Source organism: Bartonella sp. ML70XJBT.G, assembly GCF_028618575.1.
Classification (GTDB): domain Bacteria; phylum Pseudomonadota; class Alphaproteobacteria; order Rhizobiales; family Rhizobiaceae; genus Bartonella.
Map to the genome: position 1 here is coordinate 22145 of NZ_JAQITA010000007.1, position 21718 is coordinate 43862.

The 21718-nt window shown below is 37.0% G+C and carries 22 protein-coding genes; 11 read left to right on the top strand and 11 right to left on the bottom strand.

The genetic code is table 11. From position 1 onward, the window contains the following. Window positions 1–131 precede the first annotated feature (131 nt). Window positions 132–1760, top strand: a complete 1629-nt coding sequence (locus PVV64_RS04445; RefSeq protein WP_273759929.1) for an acyl-CoA dehydrogenase family protein — start codon at window positions 132–134, stop codon at window positions 1758–1760. On the opposite strand, the gene ruvX is transcribed toward PVV64_RS04445, so the two are convergent. Continuing rightward, window positions 1745–2224 (bottom strand): Holliday junction resolvase RuvX, encoded by a 480-nt coding sequence (gene ruvX / locus PVV64_RS04450; RefSeq protein ID WP_273759930.1) that lies wholly within the window; start codon window positions 2222–2224, stop codon window positions 1745–1747. The genes PVV64_RS04445 and ruvX overlap by 16 nt on opposite strands. Before the next feature lie 137 nt (window positions 2225–2361). Between ruvX and gatC the strand changes: the two genes are divergently transcribed. Together gatC and gatA are read left to right on the top strand one after the other, a co-directional pair. Continuing rightward, on the top strand, window positions 2362–2649 hold the full coding sequence (gatC, locus tag PVV64_RS04455) for an Asp-tRNA(Asn)/Glu-tRNA(Gln) amidotransferase subunit GatC (RefSeq protein ID WP_273759931.1): 288 nt from the start codon (window positions 2362–2364) through the stop codon (window positions 2647–2649). A 30-nt stretch (window positions 2650–2679) separates the two neighbouring features. After that, window positions 2680–4161, top strand: a complete 1482-nt coding sequence (gatA, locus tag PVV64_RS04460) for an Asp-tRNA(Asn)/Glu-tRNA(Gln) amidotransferase subunit GatA (RefSeq protein WP_273759932.1) — start codon at window positions 2680–2682, stop codon at window positions 4159–4161. Window positions 4162–4236: 75 nt separating this feature from the next. Here the strand turns inward: gatA and PVV64_RS04465 are convergent, their stop codons facing one another. From PVV64_RS04465 to PVV64_RS04485, 5 genes are all read right to left on the bottom strand, one after another. Continuing rightward, window positions 4237–4947, bottom strand: coding sequence for an ABC transporter ATP-binding protein (locus tag PVV64_RS04465; RefSeq protein ID WP_273759933.1), 711 nt, complete (start codon window positions 4945–4947; stop codon window positions 4237–4239). Next, window positions 4934–5716 (bottom strand): ABC transporter ATP-binding protein, encoded by a 783-nt coding sequence (locus PVV64_RS04470; RefSeq protein ID WP_273759934.1) that lies wholly within the window; start codon window positions 5714–5716, stop codon window positions 4934–4936. The genes PVV64_RS04465 and PVV64_RS04470 overlap by 14 nt, the downstream gene beginning before the upstream one ends. After that, complete coding sequence (locus PVV64_RS04475) at window positions 5713–6771, bottom strand: branched-chain amino acid ABC transporter permease (protein ID WP_273759935.1); 1059 nt, start codon at window positions 6769–6771, stop codon at window positions 5713–5715. The genes PVV64_RS04470 and PVV64_RS04475 overlap by 4 nt, the downstream gene beginning before the upstream one ends. Continuing rightward, window positions 6771–7847 carry a branched-chain amino acid ABC transporter permease gene (locus tag PVV64_RS04480; protein ID WP_273759936.1) on the bottom strand — a complete coding sequence of 359 codons (1077 nt, stop codon included), beginning with the start codon at window positions 7845–7847 and terminating at the stop codon, window positions 6771–6773. Before PVV64_RS04480 ends, PVV64_RS04475 begins: the two co-directional genes overlap by 1 nt. A gap of 119 nt (window positions 7848–7966) precedes the next feature. After that, on the bottom strand, window positions 7967–9094 hold the full coding sequence (locus PVV64_RS04485; protein WP_273759937.1) for an ABC transporter substrate-binding protein: 1128 nt from the start codon (window positions 9092–9094) through the stop codon (window positions 7967–7969). 302 nt (window positions 9095–9396) lie between these two features. Between PVV64_RS04485 and PVV64_RS04490 the strand changes: the two genes are divergently transcribed. The 4 genes from PVV64_RS04490 to PVV64_RS04505 all read left to right on the top strand — a co-directional run bounded on the left by PVV64_RS04490 (window position 9397) and on the right by PVV64_RS04505 (window position 12339). Beyond that, window positions 9397–9972 (top strand): cold-shock protein, encoded by a 576-nt coding sequence (locus tag PVV64_RS04490; RefSeq protein WP_273759938.1) that lies wholly within the window; start codon window positions 9397–9399, stop codon window positions 9970–9972. A gap of 243 nt (window positions 9973–10215) precedes the next feature. Then, window positions 10216–10728 (top strand): DUF192 domain-containing protein, encoded by a 513-nt coding sequence (locus tag PVV64_RS04495; RefSeq protein ID WP_273759939.1) that lies wholly within the window; start codon window positions 10216–10218, stop codon window positions 10726–10728. After that, the gene (locus PVV64_RS04500) at window positions 10725–11510 is read left to right on the top strand and encodes an alpha/beta fold hydrolase (RefSeq protein WP_273759940.1); all 786 of its coding nucleotides are present in this window, start codon (window positions 10725–10727) and stop codon (window positions 11508–11510) included. The genes PVV64_RS04495 and PVV64_RS04500 overlap by 4 nt, the downstream gene beginning before the upstream one ends. A 616-nt stretch (window positions 11511–12126) precedes the next feature. Beyond that, window positions 12127–12339, top strand: coding sequence for a DUF3126 family protein (locus PVV64_RS04505; protein ID WP_208440958.1), 213 nt, complete (start codon window positions 12127–12129; stop codon window positions 12337–12339). A 47-nt stretch (window positions 12340–12386) separates the two neighbouring features. Here PVV64_RS04505 and radC read toward each other — a convergent pair whose 3' ends face one another. From radC to sfsA, 3 genes are read right to left on the bottom strand one after another with little or no spacing between them, the layout of a single operon-like run. After that, complete coding sequence (gene radC, locus PVV64_RS04510) at window positions 12387–13181, bottom strand: DNA repair protein RadC (protein WP_273759941.1); 795 nt, start codon at window positions 13179–13181, stop codon at window positions 12387–12389. A gap of 17 nt (window positions 13182–13198) precedes the next feature. Then, a complete protein-coding gene (gene map, locus PVV64_RS04515; RefSeq protein ID WP_273759942.1) occupies window positions 13199–14029 on the bottom strand; it encodes a type I methionyl aminopeptidase in 831 nt (276 codons plus the stop codon). Next, entirely contained in the window at window positions 14022–14738 is a 717-nt protein-coding gene (sfsA, locus tag PVV64_RS04520; RefSeq protein ID WP_273759943.1) for a DNA/RNA nuclease SfsA, read from the bottom strand. Before sfsA ends, map begins: the two co-directional genes overlap by 8 nt. Before the next feature lie 304 nt (window positions 14739–15042). On the opposite strand from sfsA, the gene PVV64_RS04525 reads away from it, so the two are divergent. The 4 genes from PVV64_RS04525 to ttcA all read left to right on the top strand — a co-directional run bounded on the left by PVV64_RS04525 (window position 15043) and on the right by ttcA (window position 18632). Next, on the top strand, window positions 15043–15879 hold the full coding sequence (locus PVV64_RS04525; RefSeq protein WP_273759945.1) for an RNA methyltransferase: 837 nt from the start codon (window positions 15043–15045) through the stop codon (window positions 15877–15879). Further along, window positions 15872–16684 carry a glutamate racemase gene (gene murI / locus PVV64_RS04530; protein WP_273759946.1) on the top strand — a complete coding sequence of 271 codons (813 nt, stop codon included), beginning with the start codon at window positions 15872–15874 and terminating at the stop codon, window positions 16682–16684. Before PVV64_RS04525 ends, murI begins: the two co-directional genes overlap by 8 nt. A gap of 183 nt (window positions 16685–16867) precedes the next feature. Next, window positions 16868–17485, top strand: coding sequence for a 30S ribosomal protein S4 (gene rpsD, locus PVV64_RS04535; RefSeq protein ID WP_273759947.1), 618 nt, complete (start codon window positions 16868–16870; stop codon window positions 17483–17485). A 253-nt stretch (window positions 17486–17738) separates the two neighbouring features. Further along, window positions 17739–18632 carry a tRNA 2-thiocytidine(32) synthetase TtcA gene (gene ttcA, locus PVV64_RS04540; protein ID WP_273759949.1) on the top strand — a complete coding sequence of 298 codons (894 nt, stop codon included), beginning with the start codon at window positions 17739–17741 and terminating at the stop codon, window positions 18630–18632. Window positions 18633–18670: 38 nt separating this feature from the next. On the opposite strand, the gene rimO is transcribed toward ttcA, so the two are convergent. Next, window positions 18671–19984 carry a 30S ribosomal protein S12 methylthiotransferase RimO gene (rimO, locus tag PVV64_RS04545; protein WP_273759950.1) on the bottom strand — a complete coding sequence of 438 codons (1314 nt, stop codon included), beginning with the start codon at window positions 19982–19984 and terminating at the stop codon, window positions 18671–18673. Window positions 19985–20224: 240 nt separating this feature from the next. Then, the gene (gene lexA, locus PVV64_RS04550) at window positions 20225–20938 is read right to left on the bottom strand and encodes a transcriptional repressor LexA (protein ID WP_273759951.1); all 714 of its coding nucleotides are present in this window, start codon (window positions 20936–20938) and stop codon (window positions 20225–20227) included. Between the last annotated feature and the right edge of the window lie 780 nt (window positions 20939–21718).

Consider the following 21718-nt stretch of genomic DNA (forward strand, 5'->3'; position numbering starts at 1 on the left):
CATTCTTTTCTATCTCTCTCTAAACAGATTAAGTGAGCATTTGTTTGAATATGATAAATGTTTTTTAACTGCAAAAAGACAATTAGTCTATTAGTCTATGATATGAATGATTTGAATAATGGAATATGCCTATGAAAGCTGTATTTGTGCAAAATGCCCGTCGAAAAAATGCGTTTCTCAGTGATACGCTGATGTTTCGTATTGCTTCTAGTTTGCCTAAATTTTTATTAGCAAGTTTTGAAGAAATAGGAGATTTTGTCGCAAGTCGTGAAGCATGGGAGTTTGTCTCTTTGGCGAATCGTTATCCTCCAATCTTGCGCTATAACGATGAATGGGGAAAACAGGTAGAAAAACTAGAGATACATTCTTCTTATCAGGATCTTCAACAATATGCTAGACAGGCTGGTTTGGTTACATCGCTTTGGGAAAACTCTACAGCAGAAAATGGCGTACGCTATCAAGCACGTGCTATTCGCTTGGCTTTATCTGCTAGTTTGGAAACAGGGCATTTGAATGAGGTCATTATAACAAGTGCAACTATTGCAGTCTTAATTAGCGATGTTGAGCTTTTTAAAAAATGGCAAAATTTACTCTTATCACGACAATATGATTTATCCTCAAAGCCTATTCATAGTAAAAAATCGGCTTCACTTACTTGCGCTTTTGATGATGTTGAACAAGGAGAAAAATACGCTTTCAATTTTCCCAGTGTTAAGAAAATTTCTTTTGATGAAAAAATGGGGCGTGATTTGTATCGTTTAAATGTTGTCAAAACTAATGTTATTAATCCTATAGTGGATGGGTATCTTGTAAGTGCAGAATTAGACGGTCATTTAAGCTGCTTTTTAGTGCCACGTATCCAAGAAAATGGCGCATTAAATGGAAACATTAAAATTCGTCATTTGCTGCAACGTTCTGGAGAAACTTTAACACCAGAAGGTGTTGTTGATTTTCAAGGGAGTTATGGTTGGCTATTGGGAAATATAGGAGAGGGACTTAAAGTCATTAAAGATATCGAAACGATGATGCGTTTTGATCAATCTGTTGTATCAGCAGGTGTTTTGCGTGCAGCACTTCAATTTGGCATAGATTTTTTCCGGCAAAAAATGCCAGATCAGCCTTTACCATCCTTAACAGAACGTATTTTTGCAGATATTGCACTGGATATTGCTGCCGCACAAGCATTGGTTTTACGTTTAGCCCGAGCCTTTGATAATGCTGCAAATGATCGCTCTGAAGCAGCTTTTGCACGAATCATGACGCCTATTATTGCTTATCATGTGAGCCAATTAGTTATACCTATTATTGGCGAAATTATTGCACAGCTTGGTATCGAGAGTTTTATAGAGGGAAATCCATTATCGCAAATGTTGTGTAATGGGCCTGCACGAATTGTGAGAAATATTTCTGCTAATCAATTGGTAAAAGATGCAATTCTCATAGCTGAAAAAGCACCGGGGTTGTTTCAGAAATTGTTAGAAAAAATTGCTCTTGATATTGGTCCTGCTGGACCAAGAGCGATTGAGATCATTAAATCTGCTGTAGAGATGGCATCGGCAAACGAGGGGGCTGGAAGATTTTTTGTTGAACAAGTAGCGTACGCAGCAGCAGCAGCAGCATTACATTCTACAGATATAGAGCATGTCGCAAATGCCTATATGGAAAGTCGCCTTGGCGGGCAATGGAGATCTTCCTATGGAATGCTTATTGCACGATACAATGCGGGACATTTGCTCAATGTTCTTTATCCCTCCATATGATGAAGACTTTGTAGTCTATTGAGAGCACCTTGCAATATGAATGCAGCAGCAACCGAATCAATGCGACGTGCTCTTTTAGCACGCGATACGTCCATTTCTAACAGAGAGCGTTCTGCGGCAACCGTTGATAAACGTTCATCCCAAAAAATAAATGGAATTTCTGTATGTGCTTTCATATTACTTACAAAGGTTCTGGTTGCTTGAGCGCGAGGACCATTGCTCCCATCCATGTTAAGAGGTAAGCCAATGACAATAGCCCCCACATTTTCACCATCAAAAATTTTTATAAGTGTGTGCGCATCTCTTAAAAATTTTTTTCGTTGAAGTACAGGACGCGGATTTGCAAAAGTTAATCCCATATCAGAAATCGCAATGCCAATCGTTTTGGTTCCTAAATCTAAACCTGCTATCGTTTGCCCAGGTAAAAGATGGTTCATAACTTCATTGATGTTCATAATGTCCATAAAATTTATAATTTAGGTCTTTTCGTACTTCAGGTTCATAGTTATAGTCTCTTTGCATTATCAATGTTCTTGCGCTTGCAAACTTAGCCTTGTATAGCCAATAATAAAGATCAAAATAAAAAACAGAAAGGCATAATATGTCTGTTGATCAAGAAACAGTCAAGCGAGTAGCGCATTTAGCGCGTATTGCTATCCATGAGGATGAAGTACAGCGTATAACAAAAGAACTCAATGCCATTTTAGGTTTTGTGGAACAATTGAATGAAGTTGATGTCAGTCGTGTTGAACCATTAACGTCCGTGACACCAATGACTTTACGAACGCGTGAAGATAATATCACAGATGGGAATAAAGCAGCAGATATCGTAGCAAATGCACCTGTTACGGAAGACAATTTTTTTCTTGTCTCAAAAATCGTCGAATAATTTTTTCTATTAAAAAACTTGAGCATGAATATGACTGATTTAACAACTTTTACAATTGCACAAGCCCGTGATGCTCTCATCAAAAAACAGTTCACAGCAATTGAATTAACAGAAGCTTATTTAAAAGAAATTGAATTGGCTAATCCAACTTTGAATGCTTATGTCACAATAACAGCAGAACAAGCAAAAAAAATGGCAACTGAATCAGATAGCCGTTTGGCGAGAGGGCAGGGAGGAAATTTAGAGGGAATACCACTGGGAATTAAGGATCTTTTTGCTACACGAGGTGTCCATACACAAGCCTGTTCTCATATTCTTGATAATTTTAAACCATCTTATGAATCAACGGTGACTGCTAATTTATGGCGAGATGGAGCCGTTATGTTAGGAAAGCTTAATATGGATGAATTTGCTATGGGTTCATCCAATGAGACCTCATATTATGGTCCAGTTATGAGTCCGTGGAGAAAAAAAGAATCCAATGAAAAGCTCGTGCCAGGTGGTTCTTCAGGGGGATCTGCAGCTGCTGTTGCAGCGCGGCTTTGTGCTGGTGCGACAGCAACAGATACAGGTGGTTCAATACGCCAACCTGCTGCATTTACTGGAACAGTGGGGATTAAACCAACTTATGGACGTTGTTCACGGTGGGGAACCATTGCTTTTGCTTCCTCACTTGATCAAGCCGGACCTATTGGGCGAGATGTCCGCGATTGTGCTCTTCTACTTCAATCAATGGCTTCTTTTGATGAAAAAGATTCTACCTCTGTTAATTTACCTGTTCCTTATTATGAAAGTTACCTTGGTCAATCAATCAAAGGAATGAAAATTGGTATTCCAAAAGAATACCACTTGGAAGGAATGTCTCCTGAAATTATTGAGCTTTGGCAAAAAGGAATGAATTGGCTAAAAGAAGCAGGTGCTGAAATACACAATATTTCATTACCTCATACAAAATATGCCTTGCCTGCTTATTATATTGTAGCTCCTGCAGAAGCGTCTTCTAATTTAGCGCGTTATGATGGTGTTCGTTTTGGTTTGCGCATACCGGGAAAAGACATTATTGAAATGTATGAAAATACCCGTTCTGCAGGTTTTGGTGATGAAGTTAAACGGCGTATTTTGGTTGGTACTTATGTCCTCTCATCGGGTTATTATGATGCCTATTATCTTAAAGCTCAAAAAGTGCGAACACTTGTGAAACGTGATTTTGATCAATGTTTTGCTTCTGGTGTTGATGCTATCCTCACACCTGCAACCCCAACACCAGCTTTTGGCATCGCAGATGAAACAATTAAAAATGATAGCATAGCAATGTATCTCAATGATATTTTTACTGTGCCAGTTAATATGGCTGGTTTACCAGGAATCTCTATTCCTGCTGGTCTCTCATCAGATGGTTTGCCTCTAGGCTTGCAATTGATTGGCAGACCTTTTGCTGAAGAAGTTCTTTTTCAAATAGCCCATATTATAGAACAAGCGGTTGGAACCTTTAGTGCTGAAAAATGGTGGTGATAATTAAAAAAGCATTTCTCCCACATCAGAGAAATGCTTTTGAAAAGTATAACCTCTTTTTTCCAATTTAGAGTTTTATCCACCAAGATAGGCTTCTTTGACACGTGGGTCAGAAAGCATGATTTTTCCTTTACCGTGAAATAAAACATGCCCTACCTCTAGAATATAAGCGTAATCCGCAATAGAAAGTGCTGCAAATGCATTTTGTTCAATGAGAAGAACCGTTTTTCCCATGTCATTGATCTTTCGGATGATAGAAAAAAGTTCCTTTACAAGAAGTGGGGCTAACCCCAGAGAGGGTTCATCTAATATTATCATCTCAGGATTGCTCATGAGTGCACGGCCCACAGCCAGCATTTGTTGTTCACCACCGGACATCGTTCCCCCCAATTGCTTTGCTCTTTCACGCAAGCGCGGGAAAAGTTCAAATACCCACTCGATGTCGCGCGCAATCCCCGACTTATCATGACGGATATAAGCGCCTAGATGGAGATTTTCTAAAACAGTCAGATGAGGCATAATACGTCGTCCTTCAGGACTAAGAGCAATCCCTAAGCGTAAAATTTTTTCTGGTGACTCTTTAATAATTGATGCGCCCTTATAGGTAATCTCTCCATGAACAGATCGATTGAGTCCTGTAATAGAACGTACAATGCTGCTTTTCCCTGCTCCATTAGCACCTATTAAAGTAACTATACTTCCTTTTTTTATAGACATCGAAAGATTTTGAATAGCTTTAATGGCACCATAATGAACGTGAAGATTTTTGATTTTAAGAATATCCATAAACATCTCCGCCAAGATAAGCTTCAATAACTTTAGGGTTGTTACGAATTTCATCTGGAGTGCCATTGGCAATGGCACAGCCATATTCCATTACCCAAATATATTGGCAAAGCCCCATAACAACTTTCATATCGTGTTCGATAAGCAGAATCGTAAGATCAAAATCTTTTCGCACTTTTGCTATGAACTTTCTAAGATCTTCACTTTCCTGTGGATTCATACCAGCAACTGGTTCATCAAGAAGAAGTAATTTTGGTTTTGTTGCTAACGCGCGTGCAATTTCTAAACGCCTTTGTACACCATAGGGCAGGGTCGTTGCAGACTGATTGGCAAGGTGATCAAGTTGTAACCGCTCAAGAAGTTCCATAGCGTTCTTATGGATTTCTCTTTTTTCTTTTATTGCATTTGGAAAAAACAAAGCTGAAGAAAACCATGGATACTTTTGTCGAACATGTGCTCCTACCATAACATTTTGCAAAACTGTTAATCCTGAAAAAAGACGAATATTTTGAAATGTTCGTGCAATATGACGTCTACAGATAATATAAGGAGGAGATCCAGAGACTTTTTGTTCATCAAAAAGAATAGTCCCACTTGTGGGCGCATAAAATCCTGAAATCATATTAAAAACGGTGGTTTTTCCAGCACCATTTGGACCAATTAATCCAGTAATTGTTCCCCGCTTGATTGCCATATTCACATTATTGACAGCAACCAATCCACCAAAACGCATCACGATATCATTGAGTGAAAGAATAACGTCGTTCATAGCTTTCCTTCATTATTAGAGAGCTTCTTGCGTGTTAAGAAACTATAAATCCCATTCCATGAGAATTCACGTTGCCCTAGCAAACCTTTTCTCCAAAATAAGATAATGACGAGCAATAAAAGAGAAAAAATAACCATTCGAAGGCCTGGTGTCTCTGGAATATGTATAAAACCTAAGTCAAAAGGGCTTTCAATAATACGAAGCCACTCAAGCATGACTGTAATAATAATGCTACCAATAATGCTTCCTGTAATTGAACCAAGACCACCAGCAACCACAATCATCAAAATATTAAAGGTAAGAAGGAAGTTGAACATTCTTGGATCAATTGTTGAAATAAGAGCAGCCATCAATGCTCCTCCTATACCTGCAAAAAATGCACCAACCGTGAAGGAAAAACTACGGTAAAAAAAGGAATTAATCCCCATTGTTTTGGCGGCAATTTCATCATCACGAATAGCACGCAAAACATTCCCTGTATTGCTTCGCAATAAGAGAATAATAAAGGTCACTGTAAATGCTAACCAACCATAGTTCCACCATAATGTGGCATTTTGAGGTATCCCTTTTATTCCCAAAGAGCCATTTGTTAAGGAAGTGGCATTTGTAATAACAATGCGAATAATTTCTGCGAATCCCAAGGTTGCAATCCCAAGATAATCACCACCAAGACGCAAAACAGGCAGAGCAATCAATAAACCGACGATAGCAGCGCACACACCACTTACAATAACAGCTAGAAAAAAAGGCAACTGCAGATGATGTAATGGCTCAGCTATGGGGTCAAGAATCCACATCATTTCTTTCTGTTCAGGAGAAAGAAGTAAAATTGCACAGACATAAGCACCAACAGCCATAAAGCCAGCATGTCCAAGAGAAAACATCCCCGTAAAACCGTAAATCAAATTAAGTGAGATCGCTAATATCGCATTAATAGCAATAAGATTGATGATACGAAGTGTGTAATCATTAAAATGGTTATCAGCATAAAACAAAAAACCAATAAGACCTAAAATGCTGATACATGAGAGAAAATTTGTCACTGATTTTACCATTAGATCTTCTCCTGACTTTTTTTACCCATCAAGCCTGTAGGCATGATTAATAAAATCAGAATTAATAAAATAAAAGCAAAGGCATCTCGATATCCAGATAATGCAGGGAAAAACGCGATAATCATAATTTCAATAAATCCAAGTAATAACCCTCCCAACATTGCTCCTGGAATTGAGCCAATACCTCCAATAACAGCAGCGATAAATGCTTTAAGCCCAGGAAGCACACCCATATAAGGATGGATCTGAGGATAGCGTAGTGACCACATAATGCCTGCAATAGCAGCAAGTGCAGAGCCTATTCCAAATGTAAATGCAATGACTTTATTGACAGAAACTCCCATCAAACGCGTTGTTTCAATATCATGGGAGATTGCACGCATAGCAAGACCTGGTTTCGTTTTATGGATAATCCATAGCAGTAAAATAATAAGAATAAACGAGACAGCAGGAACGATGAGAGACATGGGAGAAATTCTAATAACTTTACCTGCTCCTGATTCTAAATGCCATAGCAACGGTATTACAAGAAAATCGGGTTGTTTCACACCCTTCGGGACTCCACTAAAGAGTACAGTAGCAAGATTTTCAATAAAAAAGGAAACGCCTATTGCTCCGATAAGTGCCGAAATACGCGGAGCATGGCGTAAAGGTTTATAGGCAAATTGATCAACAGTAATGCCCACGGCGCTTGTAATAAAAATTGCAAAACAAAGAGCTAAAAACCAAACTGGCGTAAAATCTTGAGGAGAAATTTTAAAGTAATAAATGAACCCAAAAGTCAGAATTGAAAAAAGAGCGATCCAATAAATTGGGGGGCGTTTTTTGAATCCTATGAACACCGAGTAATAAATAAAAACAGCGAGTAACAAAAGAAGGAAAGCAGCCCAAGCAGGCATAAAGCTAATGGTGGAAAAGAAAACAAAATACGCTCCCAGCATAAAGATATCACCGTGAGCAAAATTAATAAGCCTCAGTATGCCATAGACCATGGTGTAACCAATAGCGATAAGTCCATAAAGAGATCCTAATGCCAGTGCATTAAAAAAATACTGGATGAACATTTCAGTGCTCATCTCTCATCCTTCCACATTTGTTAATTCATATAGGATAAAATAGAAAAATCCCAAATTTGAGTTGAGAACAGAATCCTCAACTCATACTTAATATTTTAGTTAGAAAAATCTCTCACTTTTTAAAAAGCGGGTTTAACCTCATCTAAATAGACACGTTTCCCATCCTTTATTTCAATGATACCAATAGGAATTTTAGGATTATGATTTTGATCCATAGACATCTCACCAAAGGGCGTTTGAAAATCTTTTAATTGGGTAAGTGCAGTGGTGATTTTTTCCCGATCCGCACTACCAGCATCTTCAATAGCTTTCATGAACATCATATAACTTGTATACCCCAAAACAGAATTGATATTGGGTTCTTGATCAGGATAAGCTGTTCTCCACTCCTTGGTAAATTCCTGCGCAGCTGGGGACATATTGGGCATATTTTCACTGTAGGGGAGTGTTGTATGTAAGAAGCCTTCTGCAGCTTTTCCTGCAATGGCAACGGTTTCTGGATTATCCATAGCATCCCCACCCATGATTCTAAATTTTGCACCGAGCTCACGCGCTTGTTTTATGATGATCGCACCTTCAGAAAAGTACGATGGAATAAATAAGATATCAGGCTCCTGCGCTATAATCTGTGTAAGAACCGCTGAAAAATCTTGATCTCCAGAATTATAGTTCAAATTTGAGATAACTTCACCACCTAATTTTTTAAAAGCACGTGTAAAATAACTGGCAAGACCAATCGCATAATCGCTTGATATATCTTTAAGGACAGCGGCTTTCTTTGCATGTAAATTTTGACTTACATAAGTCGCAATACCAGCTCCCTGATAAGAATCAATGAAACAAGTGCGGAAAGAATATTTTTTACCCTGTGTAACAAGCGGATTTGTTGAGGATGTTACAACAGTTGGAGTCTTCGCTTTTTCAGCTATTTCACCTCCAGACAACGAGAGTGAAGAGCCATAACTACCAATGATTCCATTCACTTCTTCACTTGCAGTCAATCGCATAACAGCATTTGCGGCTTCAACTTTATCAGATTTATTATCAATAATAATAAGTTCCACTTTACGCCCCAATATCTCTGGAACTTTTTTATGTGCCAATTCTATGCCTTTAATTTCGAGTTGTCCTCCAAATGCATTTTGACCACTTAACGGAAGATAAACACCAATTTCTATAGGCTCACTCGCATAGGCACTTACGACAAGTGTCGTAAAAAATGCGAGCGTAGTGAGAATTCTCTTCATTACGCACTTTCCTTGATTTTAATTGTGATCTTTTCACCTTATCTTGAACTTCTTCATCATGCAAGTTCCACATGCGTGAAAATATCATTGTGTGAAAAACTTTTATATTTCTTGCCACAAGTGCTTAATATTATCGAATATAGGCTTAAACAGTTGTGTAAATATTCCAGTTATCTTCTTAAGAGGTATGACAATATGGGGAAATCTTATCTTGGGACTTGCGTGTTGATATAAGAGCAATGTTTACTAAAATATAGAGAATCAATATCGTACAATTTACAGCTACAGGATCACGTTTTATTATGACGAGTAAGGATACATTAAAGGATTATTCCCTATCTGAAGACAGTGTAAGTACTTGTGGTGAGATTATTGAAATTAGTGGTGTCATTAAGTGGTTTGATGGTAGTAAGGGCTATGGATTTATTGTTCCTGATTTGCCTCATTTTCCCGACATATTGTTGCATGTCACGGTAATGCGTAGGGATGGTTTTCAAACAGCTTTAGAAGGAGCTAAAGTTGTCTGTGCTGTGGAAAAAACTGAACGGGGGTTAAAGTGTGTTCAGGTGAAATCGATAGATTGTTCTTCAGCCACTCATCCATCAGAGATTCCAGCCCGTACTCATGTTATTGTTACTCCAGAAAGTGGTCTAGAGCGTGCAATTGTCAAATGGTTTAATCGTGATAAGGGATTTGGTTTTCTAAGCCGTGGGCAAGGAACAGAAGATATTTTTATTCATATGGAAACGTTGCGCCGTTTCGGTTTAGCAGAGCTTCGTTCTGGTCAAGTTGTTCTTGTGCGTTTTGGTAAAGGCGAAAAAGGTTTGATGACAGCAGAAATTTATCCAGACATAGGGATTCCATTTTCTACACATTGAATTACGCTTATGACGTTACGCTGTCTTTTTTAGATTTAGAGAGATATATCGTTGTATAAATCTAAGTAGAAAGAGCGTGTAAAGCTAGCATCACTAGGAAGTTGTTTATAAAGCTGTCAATAAAATAAAGTAGATTACCGATATTGCATTGAGGGTAAGAACCAATTCTTTTTATTTTTTAAGTTCTGTTACTCTTTTTTTTTATGCAACCAAGTTGAAAAGTTACCTTTGGTGGAGATAAAAATGTTAAGGACTTTTGGAAGAGGGTGCGTTGTTGTATTCATGCTGTTTTTTATGGTAAAAGCAAATATAGTTGAAGCAAAGAAACCCATAGAGATTCCTGTTCATCCGATTCCTTTAGAAATACAAACAGAGCAAGGTGTGGTCTCTTACGAGGTAGAGATTGCTTTTACGCCATCTCAGGCGAGCGCTGGTTTAATGTATCGCACTGATTTTCCACGTAATCGTGCAATGCTCTTTAAACAGCAGGACAGTGAAAAAGATAAGCAAAAAATTTTTATGTGGATGGCAAATACGCCTTTGCCTTTAGATATGATTTTTTTTAACAATGAGGGAATTATCGTATCCATTGTAGAAAAAACCACCCCATTTTCAACGAATACTATTTCATCAGAGGTACCTGCAACTTTCGCACTTGAGGTTAATGCTGGTGAAGTTTCTGAAAAACAGATAAAGAAAGGGCAACGGGTTCTTCACCCTACAATTTGTGGAAAATGCGAAAGCGATACAAAATGACAGCGGAAGATATCCGTTTTTTTGAATATGATGGTTTGCGTTTTGCTTATCGAGAAGATGGGCAGGGGGTGCCTGTTTTGTTGATACATGGTTTTGGCTCTTCTGCACGGGTGAATTGGTATGCAACGGGCTGGTTTCATACCCTTACTGAAGCAGGATATCGTGTCATTGCTCTTGATAACCGTGGACATGGGGATTCAGTTAAAAGTTATGATCCTCACTTTTATACACCTCAAGCTATGGCTTACGATGCGATGAGATTGTTGCAGCATTTGGGATTATCTAAAGCGCATGTTATGGGATATTCTATGGGAGCGCGCATTAGTGCATTTATGGCTCTTTTGTATCCAACATATGTGCATAGCGTTATTTTTGGCGGTTTAGGTATTGGTATGGTGACGGGAGCAGGAAATTGGGAACCCGTTGCTGAGGCTCTTTTAGCAGAAGATCTTTCTACCATTACCAATCCGCGTGGTTTGATGTTTCGCAAATTTGCAGATCACACCAAGAGCGATAAACGTGCTTTGGCTGCTTGTATTATCACATCAAAACAAGAATTAACAGCATCTGAGATTTACAAAATTAAACAACCTGCCCTTGTTGCTGTTGGTTCACTCGATGAAATTAGTGGTGAAGCAGAGCCATTAGCAGCTTTATTGCCCTGTGGTGAAGCTCTATCAATTCCTCATCGAGACCATATGCTTGCTGTGGGAGATAAAGTCTATAAAAAAGGCGTTATCGATTTTCTTTCTCGCTATCCTATCGTTGAAAAGAATTTATAAGCTTTAGAGTTTGTAAAAATATCTTATGTTTTTCTTGGATGAGGTAAAAAACTTGTCTAAACATTTGGCTATTTGTGGTGTGAATTTTTATGAAAAACTGTAAGAATAACAATTAAATTTTATGCGTGTATTTATCTATTTATAGAGAAAAAGCCTCCTTTTTATGGATTAACTGATTTTGTTCTAGAAAGTCGTTCAAGAGAAGTTGTTTTATTATTATAATAAGGTTGTTTATAAACAAAGTCACTGTATACAAGAGGAAAGTGCTTTTGTTTTACATGATCTCTTTTTAATAGAAAAAATATACGTTTCCATTCATATTTTGTCCGAATATGTCTGTAAACACAGGTGTTGAAATTGGGGATAAGATAGAAATTATTTAAAATTCATGGTTTTCTAACCATTTTTTTACTTTTTAATCTATACGGTTATATTAAGAATGAAAAGCACCTTTTAGTAAAGGTGCTTTCGTTAATGTGTTAAGATAGTGCTATTGTGACTATACGTAATATAAATAAAAATGGAAACTGAGATTTACTATCTTTACAGAATCTTAGGAGTGCCTTATTTGCCCTTCAGGATTTAATTTAAGAGTCTCAAAAGACAGGAGAGCATAGTGAATGCTGATGAAATAAAAAAACTTGATAGTTATTTTAAAAATATATTCCAAAATTCAGCATTGCAAGTGAAAGCACGGCCTAAAAAGGATGATTCTTGTGAGGTTTATATTGGGAATGAGTTTTTAGGTATTATCTATCGAGATGAAGATGAGGATGAACTATCCTACAATTTCTCAATGGCTATATTAGATATTGATTTAGGAAATTAATTCCTCATGAATAATTGGGGGGGAATTTCTCTTCAGTTTAATATGATTCATATCAGTTTTAATGCTTTAAAGCTTGTGTATTCGTTTCGCGCTATAATAAGATGGTCATGAATAATAATGCCTAGTGCATTTGCTGCATCTTTTAACATATGTGTCATTGTTATATCTGCTTTAGAGGGGGTTGCATCACCAGAAGGATGATTATGTACGAGGATAAGACTTGATGCGGACAATTCTAAAGCGCGAGAGATAACTTCACGCGGATAGACGGGCGTATGATCAATAGTTCCAGTTTGTTGCACTTCATCAGCAAGTAAACCGTTTTTTTTATCAAGAAATAAGATACGAAACTGTTCGCGTGTTTCGTGAGCCATAACAGCTTTACAATAAGCTAATACTTTATCCCATGATGAAAAAATATCACGTTTAAACAATTCTGCACGAGCAAGACGCCCAGCAACGTCTGAAATAATTTTTAAGTCAATTGCAGTTGCTGGACCACAGCCTGGAATCTCTTGAAGTCGGTGAATATCAGCTCCCAATACATCAGCTAATGAGCCAAACCGCGCTATTAAGTCTTTAGCTATTGGTTTTGTATTCGCTCGAGGTATGGTGCGGAAAAGGAGTAATTCAAGATATTCATAATCTTCAATAGCATTTCCTTTTGATTTTAAATAGCGTTTGCGAAGACGTTCACGATGTCCTTGATAGTGCTTATGTATCTGTGCGTTTTTCTGAATCTTTTTACTTTTTATTTCTGCTATTGGACTGAGTGGGGAATTTGATGTCAGTGCAAAGTGGTCACCTTGGTTGTCTCCCTTTTTTGTGATTTTTCTAGCCATGATATTTCTACATTTATTTAACTACTTGAGCTTGGAATATAAAAAATATTCTTAGGAGATTGTGTAAAAATTTCGCACCCTTCATGTGTTACACCAATTGTATGTTCGTACTGTGCACTAAGGGATCTATCACGTGTAACGGCAGTCCAGCCATCAGAGAGAATCTTAACTTGGGGCTTTCCAAGATTAATCATTGGCTCAATGGTAAACATCATACCTTGTTTTAGTTCTATTCCTTCACGAGGATTTCCATAATGAAGAATATTAGGTGCATCATGAAAAAGCTGCCCAATTCCATGTCCGCAGAAATCTCTTACAACTGAGCACCGTTCCGATTCTGCATAGTGTTGAATGGCTGCACCAATATCACCTGTGGTAGCACCAGGTTTGACTACCGAAATGCCTCTCATAAGACTTTCATGGGTTATTTTGAGCAAGCGTTCCGCAGCACGTCTGATTTTTCCAACAGGATACATACGGCTTGAATCTCCATGCCAACCATCGAGAATAAAAGTCACATCAACGTTAACGATATCACCTTCTTGCAAGGGTCTTTTATTGGGAATACCATGGCATACAACGTGATTGATGGATGTACAGCATGAATGGCTATATCCATGATAATTGAGATCAGCAGGAAGAGCACCACGCTTGGCACCAAAAATAAATACAAAATCATCAATTTCTTGCGTAGTAACACCTGGTTTAATAATATCCATGAGTGCATCGAGGCATTCCGCAGCAATACGACCAACTTCACGCATTTTCGTAAAAGCATGCTCATCAAAAATACGGATTTGCCCGTTAAATTTTAAGGGCATTTTATTATATTCAATATAATCAGTCATTGTTTTTTCTGTTTTCTATTTTCACTCGATGAATCGGAAAAATGCCTTCTACACTTACGTGGCATTTTATGGCATAAAATTCTACTCCTGATTTTAATGCTAACTCAAATTTACGTCCATAGGTTGGATCAAGGTCATGGCAAATCGTAAAAGCTGAGCAATCTTCCCGTTGAATGACATAAAGCATAGCGGCTCGTTTCCCTTGTTGCACAATTTTTATGAGTTCTTCAAGATGACGTGTACCTCGTTTTGTTACGGTATCAGGAAATTCTGCTAATCCTTTTTGGCGAATAAAATGGACATTTTTAACTTCTAGATAACAATCAGGAAGAATGCCATCACGCAGCAGAAAGTCAATCCGTGATTGCGTCCCATAACATTGTTCTTTCAAAATTGTTTTGTATGCGCTTAATTCGGGTAGTAGCCCTTTTTGAATTGCTTCTAATGCAAGTTTGTTGGGTAAAGTCGTATTAATGCCAACGAGAGTATTATTTGTCTCAACGATTTCTAATCGGTATGCGTATTTTCGTTTGGAATTATTATGATATGAAAGCCAAACATTAGAGTTTTGCATTGTTAACCCAAGCATCGACCCTGTATTAGGAACTGATACCGTAAAGATCTGTTGATTATCCCATCTCACATCAGCAAGAAAACGCTTATAACGACGGATAAGTTTTGCAGGAAAAAGTTTGGGAATAAAGAGCATATTTTTTAGAAGGCATAATTTTTAATTCAACTTAAATTATGATTTAGAAATGTTATAGCGCATTAAAAAATGTTCCGCTAGCCTTACAGGAACTTACATATCCACTTTAAGACCTAAAAAACAAAGTTTGTTTTTATTTGCACAATTCATTATTAATCCTTTTCATCATAAACTCTACGTGAAAAGATAATATTGCCCCCAATTTGTTGTGAGAAAGGTTATCTCTTGGAATATTTCTTCTAAAAAAGGTTGCATTGAAAAAAGTCAACTGTAGGAGCATAATGTACAAAATTAGGTAAGATTGATGGCTGGAACTAATAAGAATCGTGAGAATTTAACAAACGGGCCAATAATTATTTTAGTTGAACCGCAGCTGCCTGAGAATATTGGTATGGTAGCAAGAGCAATGGCGAATTTTGGGCTCTCTAAGCTTCGGTTAGTTAAACCTCGAGAAATATTTCCAAATGAAAAAGCCAGAGCGGCAGCAAGTAAAGCCGATCATGTTATTAATGATACAGTTGTTTTTGAGAAATTGCCTGATGCGATTGCAGACTTGCATTATGTTTTTGCTACAACAGCACGTGAAAGATGTGGTTTTAAACCAGTAAAAAGTGCTGTTGAAGCAGCCAGTTTGTTACGTCAGAGTGAGAATCTTGGGCATAAAACAGGTATTTTATTTGGACGAGAGAGATGGGGATTAGAAAATGATGAAATTAGTCTGGTTGATGAAATTATTACTTTTCCAGTTAATCCTGCTTTTGCATCCCTCAATATTGCACAAGCGGTTTTACTTATGTCTTACGAATGGATGAAATCAGGTTTGGAAAATGTAAGCGATACGGCTTTTCGTGCCGCAGAAATGGAGCCAGCAAATAAAGCAACATTTCATGGTTTTTTATCTCAATTAGAAGAAGCTTTGGATGTCCGTGGATATTTTAGGCCTCGAGAACGTAAAGAGGTTATGCTTGCGAATCTGCGTTCTGTTTTTACACGTGCTCATTTTAGTGAATCTGAGGTTCGCTTGCTACGAGGAATTATCTCTTCATTGGATCATTTTTCTCCTCAATTTCCACGAGGAATCGCTGCACCCCTAGAGCGTCAGCGTACAAAATTAAAAACAGGTGTGAAAACGGATGGATAAGCGACCTGTTCTTTTCTTTGATAGTGGCATTGGCGGTTTAACAGTGTTGAGGGAAGTACGTGTCCTTGTTCCTGAAATGCAATTTATTTATGTTGCTGATGATGCCGGATTTCCTTATGGAAATTGGGAAGAAAATGTTCTCAAAAGTCGCATTTTAAAGGTTTTTACAAATCTTTTAGCTCTCTATAATCCTGTCCTATGTGTTATTGCTTGTAATACTGTTTCTACGCTTATGATGACAGATTTACGAGAGAGATTTCCTCAGATTCCTTTTGTAGGAACTGTTCCTGCAATTAAATCAGCAGCTGAACAAACAAAATCTGGTTTTATTTCAGTATTAGCTACTCCTGGAACAGTTAAACGTGCTTATACATATGAATTAATCAATTCTTTTGCTACTCAATGTCATGTTCAGCTTGTTGGAAGTGAAAAACTTGCTGGATTTGCTGAAGATTATTTACGTGGAAAGCCTATAGATTTAGAAGAATTACGCCATGAAATCCTTCCGTGCTTTGTTGAGAAAAATGGCAAATATACTGATATTATTGTTTTAGCTTGTACACATTATCCTTTTTTGCTTCACTTTTTTCGTGAACAAGCATTATGGCCAGTAAAATGGATTGATCCAGCAAAAGCTATCGCCAAACACACAAGATCATTACTACCGGAAAGAGTAAATCCCCCAAATATAAAGAAACATAAAGACTTTGCTTTATTTACATCGCAAAATATCACTTCTTCAACAGAACGCTTGTTAAAAAGATTTTGCTTAAATATCATGAAAGGAGTTGACTTTGGGATATAAGATTAATAGAAGTTCTTTTAGCTTTTTCTCTTGAGAAAATGGCATGAATTGACGTGTCCCGTGGGTAACTTTGCATATTAATGTTAAAGATATCCTGTCAGTCTTTTATTTGAAGGCAGAGGAGGGCGCGTTTCCTTGAGATCTTATATTGAGATCTTGTTTTCTATTTTAAAAGGAAATGCGATGAGTAAACGCGAAACAACCAAGTATAAAATTGACCGCCGAATGGGAGAAAACATTTGGGGGCGTCCGAAATCTCCTGTAAACCGTCGTGATTATGGTCCAGGTCAACACGGACAACGCCGCAAAGGGAAGCTTTCTGATTATGGTGTGCAGTTGCGCGCTAAGCAGAAATTAAAAGGGTTTTACGGTGATATCTCAGAAAAGCAGTTTCGTAAAACTTATGCAGAAGCTGCTCGTCGACGTGGTGATACTGGTGAAAATCTTATCGGACTGTTGGAATCGCGTTTAGATGCTGTTGTCTACCGTGCAAAATTTGTGCCAACCATCTTCGCTTCTCGCCAATTTATTAATCACGGTCATGTCAATGTGAATGGTCGGCGTACCAATATTCAATCATATCGTTGTAAACCAGGGGATGTTATTGAGGTTCGTGAGAAATCAAAACAGCTTGTTTTGGTGTTGGAATCTGTGCAGTTAGCAGAGCGCGATGTGCCTGAATATATTGACGCAGATCATAAACAGATGAAAGCAACCTTTACACGTGTTCCTGCTTTTGCAGATGTTCCTTATGCTGTGCAAATGGAGCCCAATTTGGTTGTTGAGTTTTATTCTCGTTAAATTCTCTATAGGGAATGTTGCTCTCTTGCTTTTGATTATATGCTCAAAATTTGCTTTATAAGTCCTTAAAGCTAATGAATAGTTCTTATAGATGGTGCTATATTAAGTTTATTGTTATATTTTATAACAATCGGCTTTTATAGCACCATTTATTTTACAGCTCAACGGAATATCGGTTTATACTGTGTAACCTCTGTTGTTGTCTCTGTCATTCTTATAGAACAAGCTCTTTATTGTGCAGGATTATGATATTATGGATAATATTTCAGTCGAATATCAAGCAATGCAAGAGAATGTAGAGAAAGCTGATCTTTTAGCAAGAAAAATCACATCAGCAGCTGGTGATGATTGTCATCCGATATTTCGAGCAGCTCCTTCAACTGTAGAATTTAATAAACTGCGTAAACGGCTTTTACGTCATATACGGCAAGCATTGGATGATTTTTCCATGCTTTCTTCAGGAAAAAAATGGCTTATCGCTTTATCAGGTGGAAAAGATTCTTACGGTTTACTCGCGCTTCTTTTGGATTTAAAGTGGCGCGGTTTTTTGCCTATTGAAATTCTAGCTTGTAATCTTGATCAAGGACAACCAGGTTTTCCAAAACATATTCTCCCAGATTTTTTGACCTCTTATCAAATTCCATATCGCATTGAGTATCAGGATACTTATTCCATTGTTACAGATAAATTGACAGAGACACAAACATATTGTTCGCTTTGTTCGCGGTTGCGGCGTGGTAACTTATACCGTATTGCACGTGAAGAGGGATGTTCTGCATTAGTTCTTGGACATCATCGTGATGATGTTTTAGAAACGTTTTTTATGAATTTATTTCATGGTGGCCGATTAGCAGCTATGCCTGGGAAACTTCTAAACGATGAAGGAGATCTTTTTGTTTTGCGTCCTCTTGTTTATGCTGCTGAAGAAGATATGGACAAATTTTCACAAGCAATGCAATTTCCTATTATTCCCTGCAATCTTTGTGGTAGCCAAGATGGTTTACAACGCGGCGCCATGAAAGAAATGTTAAAAGATATCGAAAGAAGAATGCCAGGACGTAAAGATACTATGATTCGTGCTCTTACAAATGTTCGTCCAAGTCATTTGCTCGATAAAAATATTTTTGATTTCAATAGCTTATTATAAATCTGAATTTTTTAGCACACGAACTCTAAGCCTTCTCTTTAAACTGCAATACCATAGAGATCATAGGAATCTGATTTTTCGATTTTGACAGTGACAAATTCACCGACACGGAGGGGGCGTCGTGATGATATATGTACAACACCATCTATTTCTGGAGCATCATATTGGCTACGGCCTTTAGCAACTTTTCCTTGACTTTCATCAATGAGAATTTGAAGCCTTTTTCCGATTTTTTTCTTTAAAAGACGGGTGGAAATTTGTTGTTGTTTTGCCATAAAGCGATGCCAGCGGTTTTCTTTCACTTCTTCAGAAATACTTTCTAATCCCAAATCATTTGCAACAGCGCCTTTTACTTCTTCATATTTAAAGCATCCAGCACGTTCAATTTTTACTTCTTCCAGCCATTCGAGGAGTATATTAAAATCTTCATTTGTTTCGCCTGGAAAACCAACAATAAATGTTGATCGTAAGGTGAGATCTGGACAAATTTTTCTCCAGTTTTCAATTCTACGATTTGTTTTTTCCATAACAGCAGGGCGTTTCATATTACGTAAAACAGTTGGTGATGCATGTTGAAAAGGAATATCTAAATAGGGAAGAATTTTTTTTGCAGCCATGAGCTCAATAATTTCATCCACATGAGGATAAGGATAGACATAATGCATGCGTATCCAAATTCCCATATCACCCAATTCGCGACAAAGATCAAAAAATTTGGTTTTTACGGTGCGGTCTTTCCAAGGACTTTCGAGATATTTAAGATCAATACCATAAGCACTGGTATCTTGTGAGATAACCAAAAGCTCTTTTACACCTGCCTGTACAAGTTTTTCGGCTTCACGAAGAACTTCATTGATAGGGCGTGAAATAAGATTACCGCGCAGAGTAGGGATGATACAAAAACTACATCGATTAGAACATCCTTCAGAAATTTTTAAGTAGGCATAGTGGCGAGGTGTTAAGCGAATACCTTGCGGGGGGACTAAATCAATAAAGGGATCATGAACAGGAGGAATTGCTGTATGAACAGCTTCTATAACACTTTCATAGGCTTGTGGCCCTGTAATGGCCAATACGTGAGGATGTGCTTGACGAATAACATCAGGATCAGCACCAAGACACCCCGTTACAATAACTTTTCCATTTTCTTTGAGAGCTTCATCAATATTGGCTAATGATTCATTTCGAGCCGAATCAAGAAACCCACAGGTATTTACGATAACGACATCAGCTCCTTGATGTTTGCGTGAAATTTCATAACCTTCAGACCGGAGTCTGGTAATAATTCGCTCAGAATCTACCAGTGCTTTTGGACATCCGAGGGAAACAAAACTAATACGAGGTACTGCCATTAATCAATCCTGCAATTTTATAATGATGCGGTTTTATTTGCTGTTTTTACTTTAATATAAAGAATAAAAAGTCTTTTTATTTTTGATACATATGCAATAAGATGCTTTAAAAAATATCTATTTTTTTTCTTAAAGAACTTTATTGAGTATATATGTATTATTACTGAGTATAGTGCAATAACAAAACGAGCAAATCATTTTTTTCTCAACGTATAAACGTATCAGTAGTTTTTTTATCTTTTAATATTTGCGAATAAGTCCGATAAGTTTACCTTGTATCTGCACACGCTCAGATCCATATATGTGTGTTTCGTAGTGAGGATTTGCCGATTCTAACGCAATAAAGGCTCCTTTACGTCTATAACGTTTTAAAGTTGCTTCTTCTTTATCGATGAATGCGACAATAATTTCACCTGATGTTGCTGTACTTTGGCATTTAACAATTATAGTGTCTTTATCAAGAATACCAGCCTCAATCATAGAATCATCTCTGACTTCTAAAGCATAGTGCTCACCCGAGCTAATCATATCTTGTGGTAAAGAAAGGGTATCTATTTGTTGTAATAAAGCGGAGACAGGTATACTTGCAGAAATGCGGCCCATAATGGGTATAGTGACGTTCTTTTTTTCTTCTGTCTCAAAATTTTCAACATCAGTAAAGTTTTGTGATATTTTTCTTTTATTTTTCTCTATAATACTGGGAGAAATTTTACGCGCTAGAGAAAGATTAAATGTTATTTTATCGGGAAGTCGTATCACCTCAACGGCGCGGGCTCGATTTGGCAAACGACGTATAAAACCTCGTTGTTCTAAAGCTATCATAAGCTTATGAATGCCAGACTTTGAAGAAAGCTCCAACGCAATTTTCATTTCATCAAAGGAGGGAGGAATGCCAGTTTCTTTCATATGATTATGAATGAACAACAGTAGTTCATATTGTTTACATGTTAGCATTCAATATTCCAATCATAAGAATACAAATGAGAGAAAGTAAATATAAAATATATTTTTTATAACTATTATACATTTTTAGATAAAATTAAAATATTATGTTTTAATTTACTTTAAAAATAATTTCATTAAATTTAATATATTATCTCTAATATAATATAGAATATTATATTTACTACTATTTACTGAATAAAAAATGTTTTAAATATGTTTTACTATTTTAAATGAAAAATATCCGCGTAAAATAAATTCTGTAATTAATTTAAGGAAAAAAGTTATCTCTCTTTCAAAAATACTTTTAGGTATATTGTAATTTCTATCATACAGAATTCAAATAAATAGTATTCTGCTCAATTTAACAGAGATGGTCATTTATCACCATTATTTCAAGATGATTTCCTTCTCAGGAAGAGGGTATAAACCTCCCTTACGATGAAAGTATTTTTTCTTTTGCTCTATCCATCAATTCTACAAGGAATCATAGCTTTGTCTGTTTGTTATTTTTTTGATTCTTTATTCACTCCAGTTGACTGTTTTTGTACATTTACCGTTCTTTTTATTATTTTGAAATATGCCCTTTTTCGTATTGTAAAAGTTATGATGCATTTTATCTTGATCATTTTTTCTTTTATTCAAATTTAAAACAGGGGAAAAATTGTATTCGCAGTGATGAGAAAAGGAGAAAAAACAGAAAAGTATTGATAACTAAACCGAATAATAATATTTTTTTTCGAAAGGTGTTGACCAAATGAAAAGTCAACCGTATGTTTCTCTCACTTTCGA

What these genes read in the sequence shown, in the direction of transcription:
- PVV64_RS04445 (WP_273759929.1), top strand. Translation starts at nt 132, where the DNA reads ATGAAAGCTGTATTTGTGCAAAATGCCCGTCGAAAAAATGCGTTTCTC.
- ruvX (WP_273759930.1), bottom strand. Translation starts at nt 2,224, where the DNA reads ATGGACATTATGAACATCAATGAAGTTATGAACCATCTTTTACCTGGG.
- gatC (WP_273759931.1), top strand. Translation starts at nt 2,362, where the DNA reads ATGTCTGTTGATCAAGAAACAGTCAAGCGAGTAGCGCATTTAGCGCGT.
- gatA (WP_273759932.1), top strand. Translation starts at nt 2,680, where the DNA reads ATGACTGATTTAACAACTTTTACAATTGCACAAGCCCGTGATGCTCTC.
- PVV64_RS04465 (WP_273759933.1), bottom strand. Translation starts at nt 4,947, where the DNA reads ATGGATATTCTTAAAATCAAAAATCTTCACGTTCATTATGGTGCCATT.
- PVV64_RS04470 (WP_273759934.1), bottom strand. Translation starts at nt 5,716, where the DNA reads ATGAACGACGTTATTCTTTCACTCAATGATATCGTGATGCGTTTTGGT.
- PVV64_RS04475 (WP_273759935.1), bottom strand. Translation starts at nt 6,771, where the DNA reads ATGGTAAAATCAGTGACAAATTTTCTCTCATGTATCAGCATTTTAGGT.
- PVV64_RS04480 (WP_273759936.1), bottom strand. Translation starts at nt 7,847, where the DNA reads ATGAGCACTGAAATGTTCATCCAGTATTTTTTTAATGCACTGGCATTA.
- PVV64_RS04485 (WP_273759937.1), bottom strand. Translation starts at nt 9,094, where the DNA reads ATGAAGAGAATTCTCACTACGCTCGCATTTTTTACGACACTTGTCGTA.
- PVV64_RS04490 (WP_273759938.1), top strand. Translation starts at nt 9,397, where the DNA reads ATGACGAGTAAGGATACATTAAAGGATTATTCCCTATCTGAAGACAGT.
- PVV64_RS04495 (WP_273759939.1), top strand. Translation starts at nt 10,216, where the DNA reads ATGTTAAGGACTTTTGGAAGAGGGTGCGTTGTTGTATTCATGCTGTTT.
- PVV64_RS04500 (WP_273759940.1), top strand. Translation starts at nt 10,725, where the DNA reads ATGACAGCGGAAGATATCCGTTTTTTTGAATATGATGGTTTGCGTTTT.
- radC (WP_273759941.1), bottom strand. Translation starts at nt 13,181, where the DNA reads ATGGCTAGAAAAATCACAAAAAAGGGAGACAACCAAGGTGACCACTTT.
- map (WP_273759942.1), bottom strand. Translation starts at nt 14,029, where the DNA reads ATGACTGATTATATTGAATATAATAAAATGCCCTTAAAATTTAACGGG.
- sfsA (WP_273759943.1), bottom strand. Translation starts at nt 14,738, where the DNA reads ATGCTCTTTATTCCCAAACTTTTTCCTGCAAAACTTATCCGTCGTTAT.
- PVV64_RS04525 (WP_273759945.1), top strand. Translation starts at nt 15,043, where the DNA reads ATGGCTGGAACTAATAAGAATCGTGAGAATTTAACAAACGGGCCAATA.
- murI (WP_273759946.1), top strand. Translation starts at nt 15,872, where the DNA reads ATGGATAAGCGACCTGTTCTTTTCTTTGATAGTGGCATTGGCGGTTTA.
- rpsD (WP_273759947.1), top strand. Translation starts at nt 16,868, where the DNA reads ATGAGTAAACGCGAAACAACCAAGTATAAAATTGACCGCCGAATGGGA.
- ttcA (WP_273759949.1), top strand. Translation starts at nt 17,739, where the DNA reads ATGGATAATATTTCAGTCGAATATCAAGCAATGCAAGAGAATGTAGAG.
- rimO (WP_273759950.1), bottom strand. Translation starts at nt 19,984, where the DNA reads ATGGCAGTACCTCGTATTAGTTTTGTTTCCCTCGGATGTCCAAAAGCA.
- lexA (WP_273759951.1), bottom strand. Translation starts at nt 20,938, where the DNA reads ATGCTAACATGTAAACAATATGAACTACTGTTGTTCATTCATAATCAT.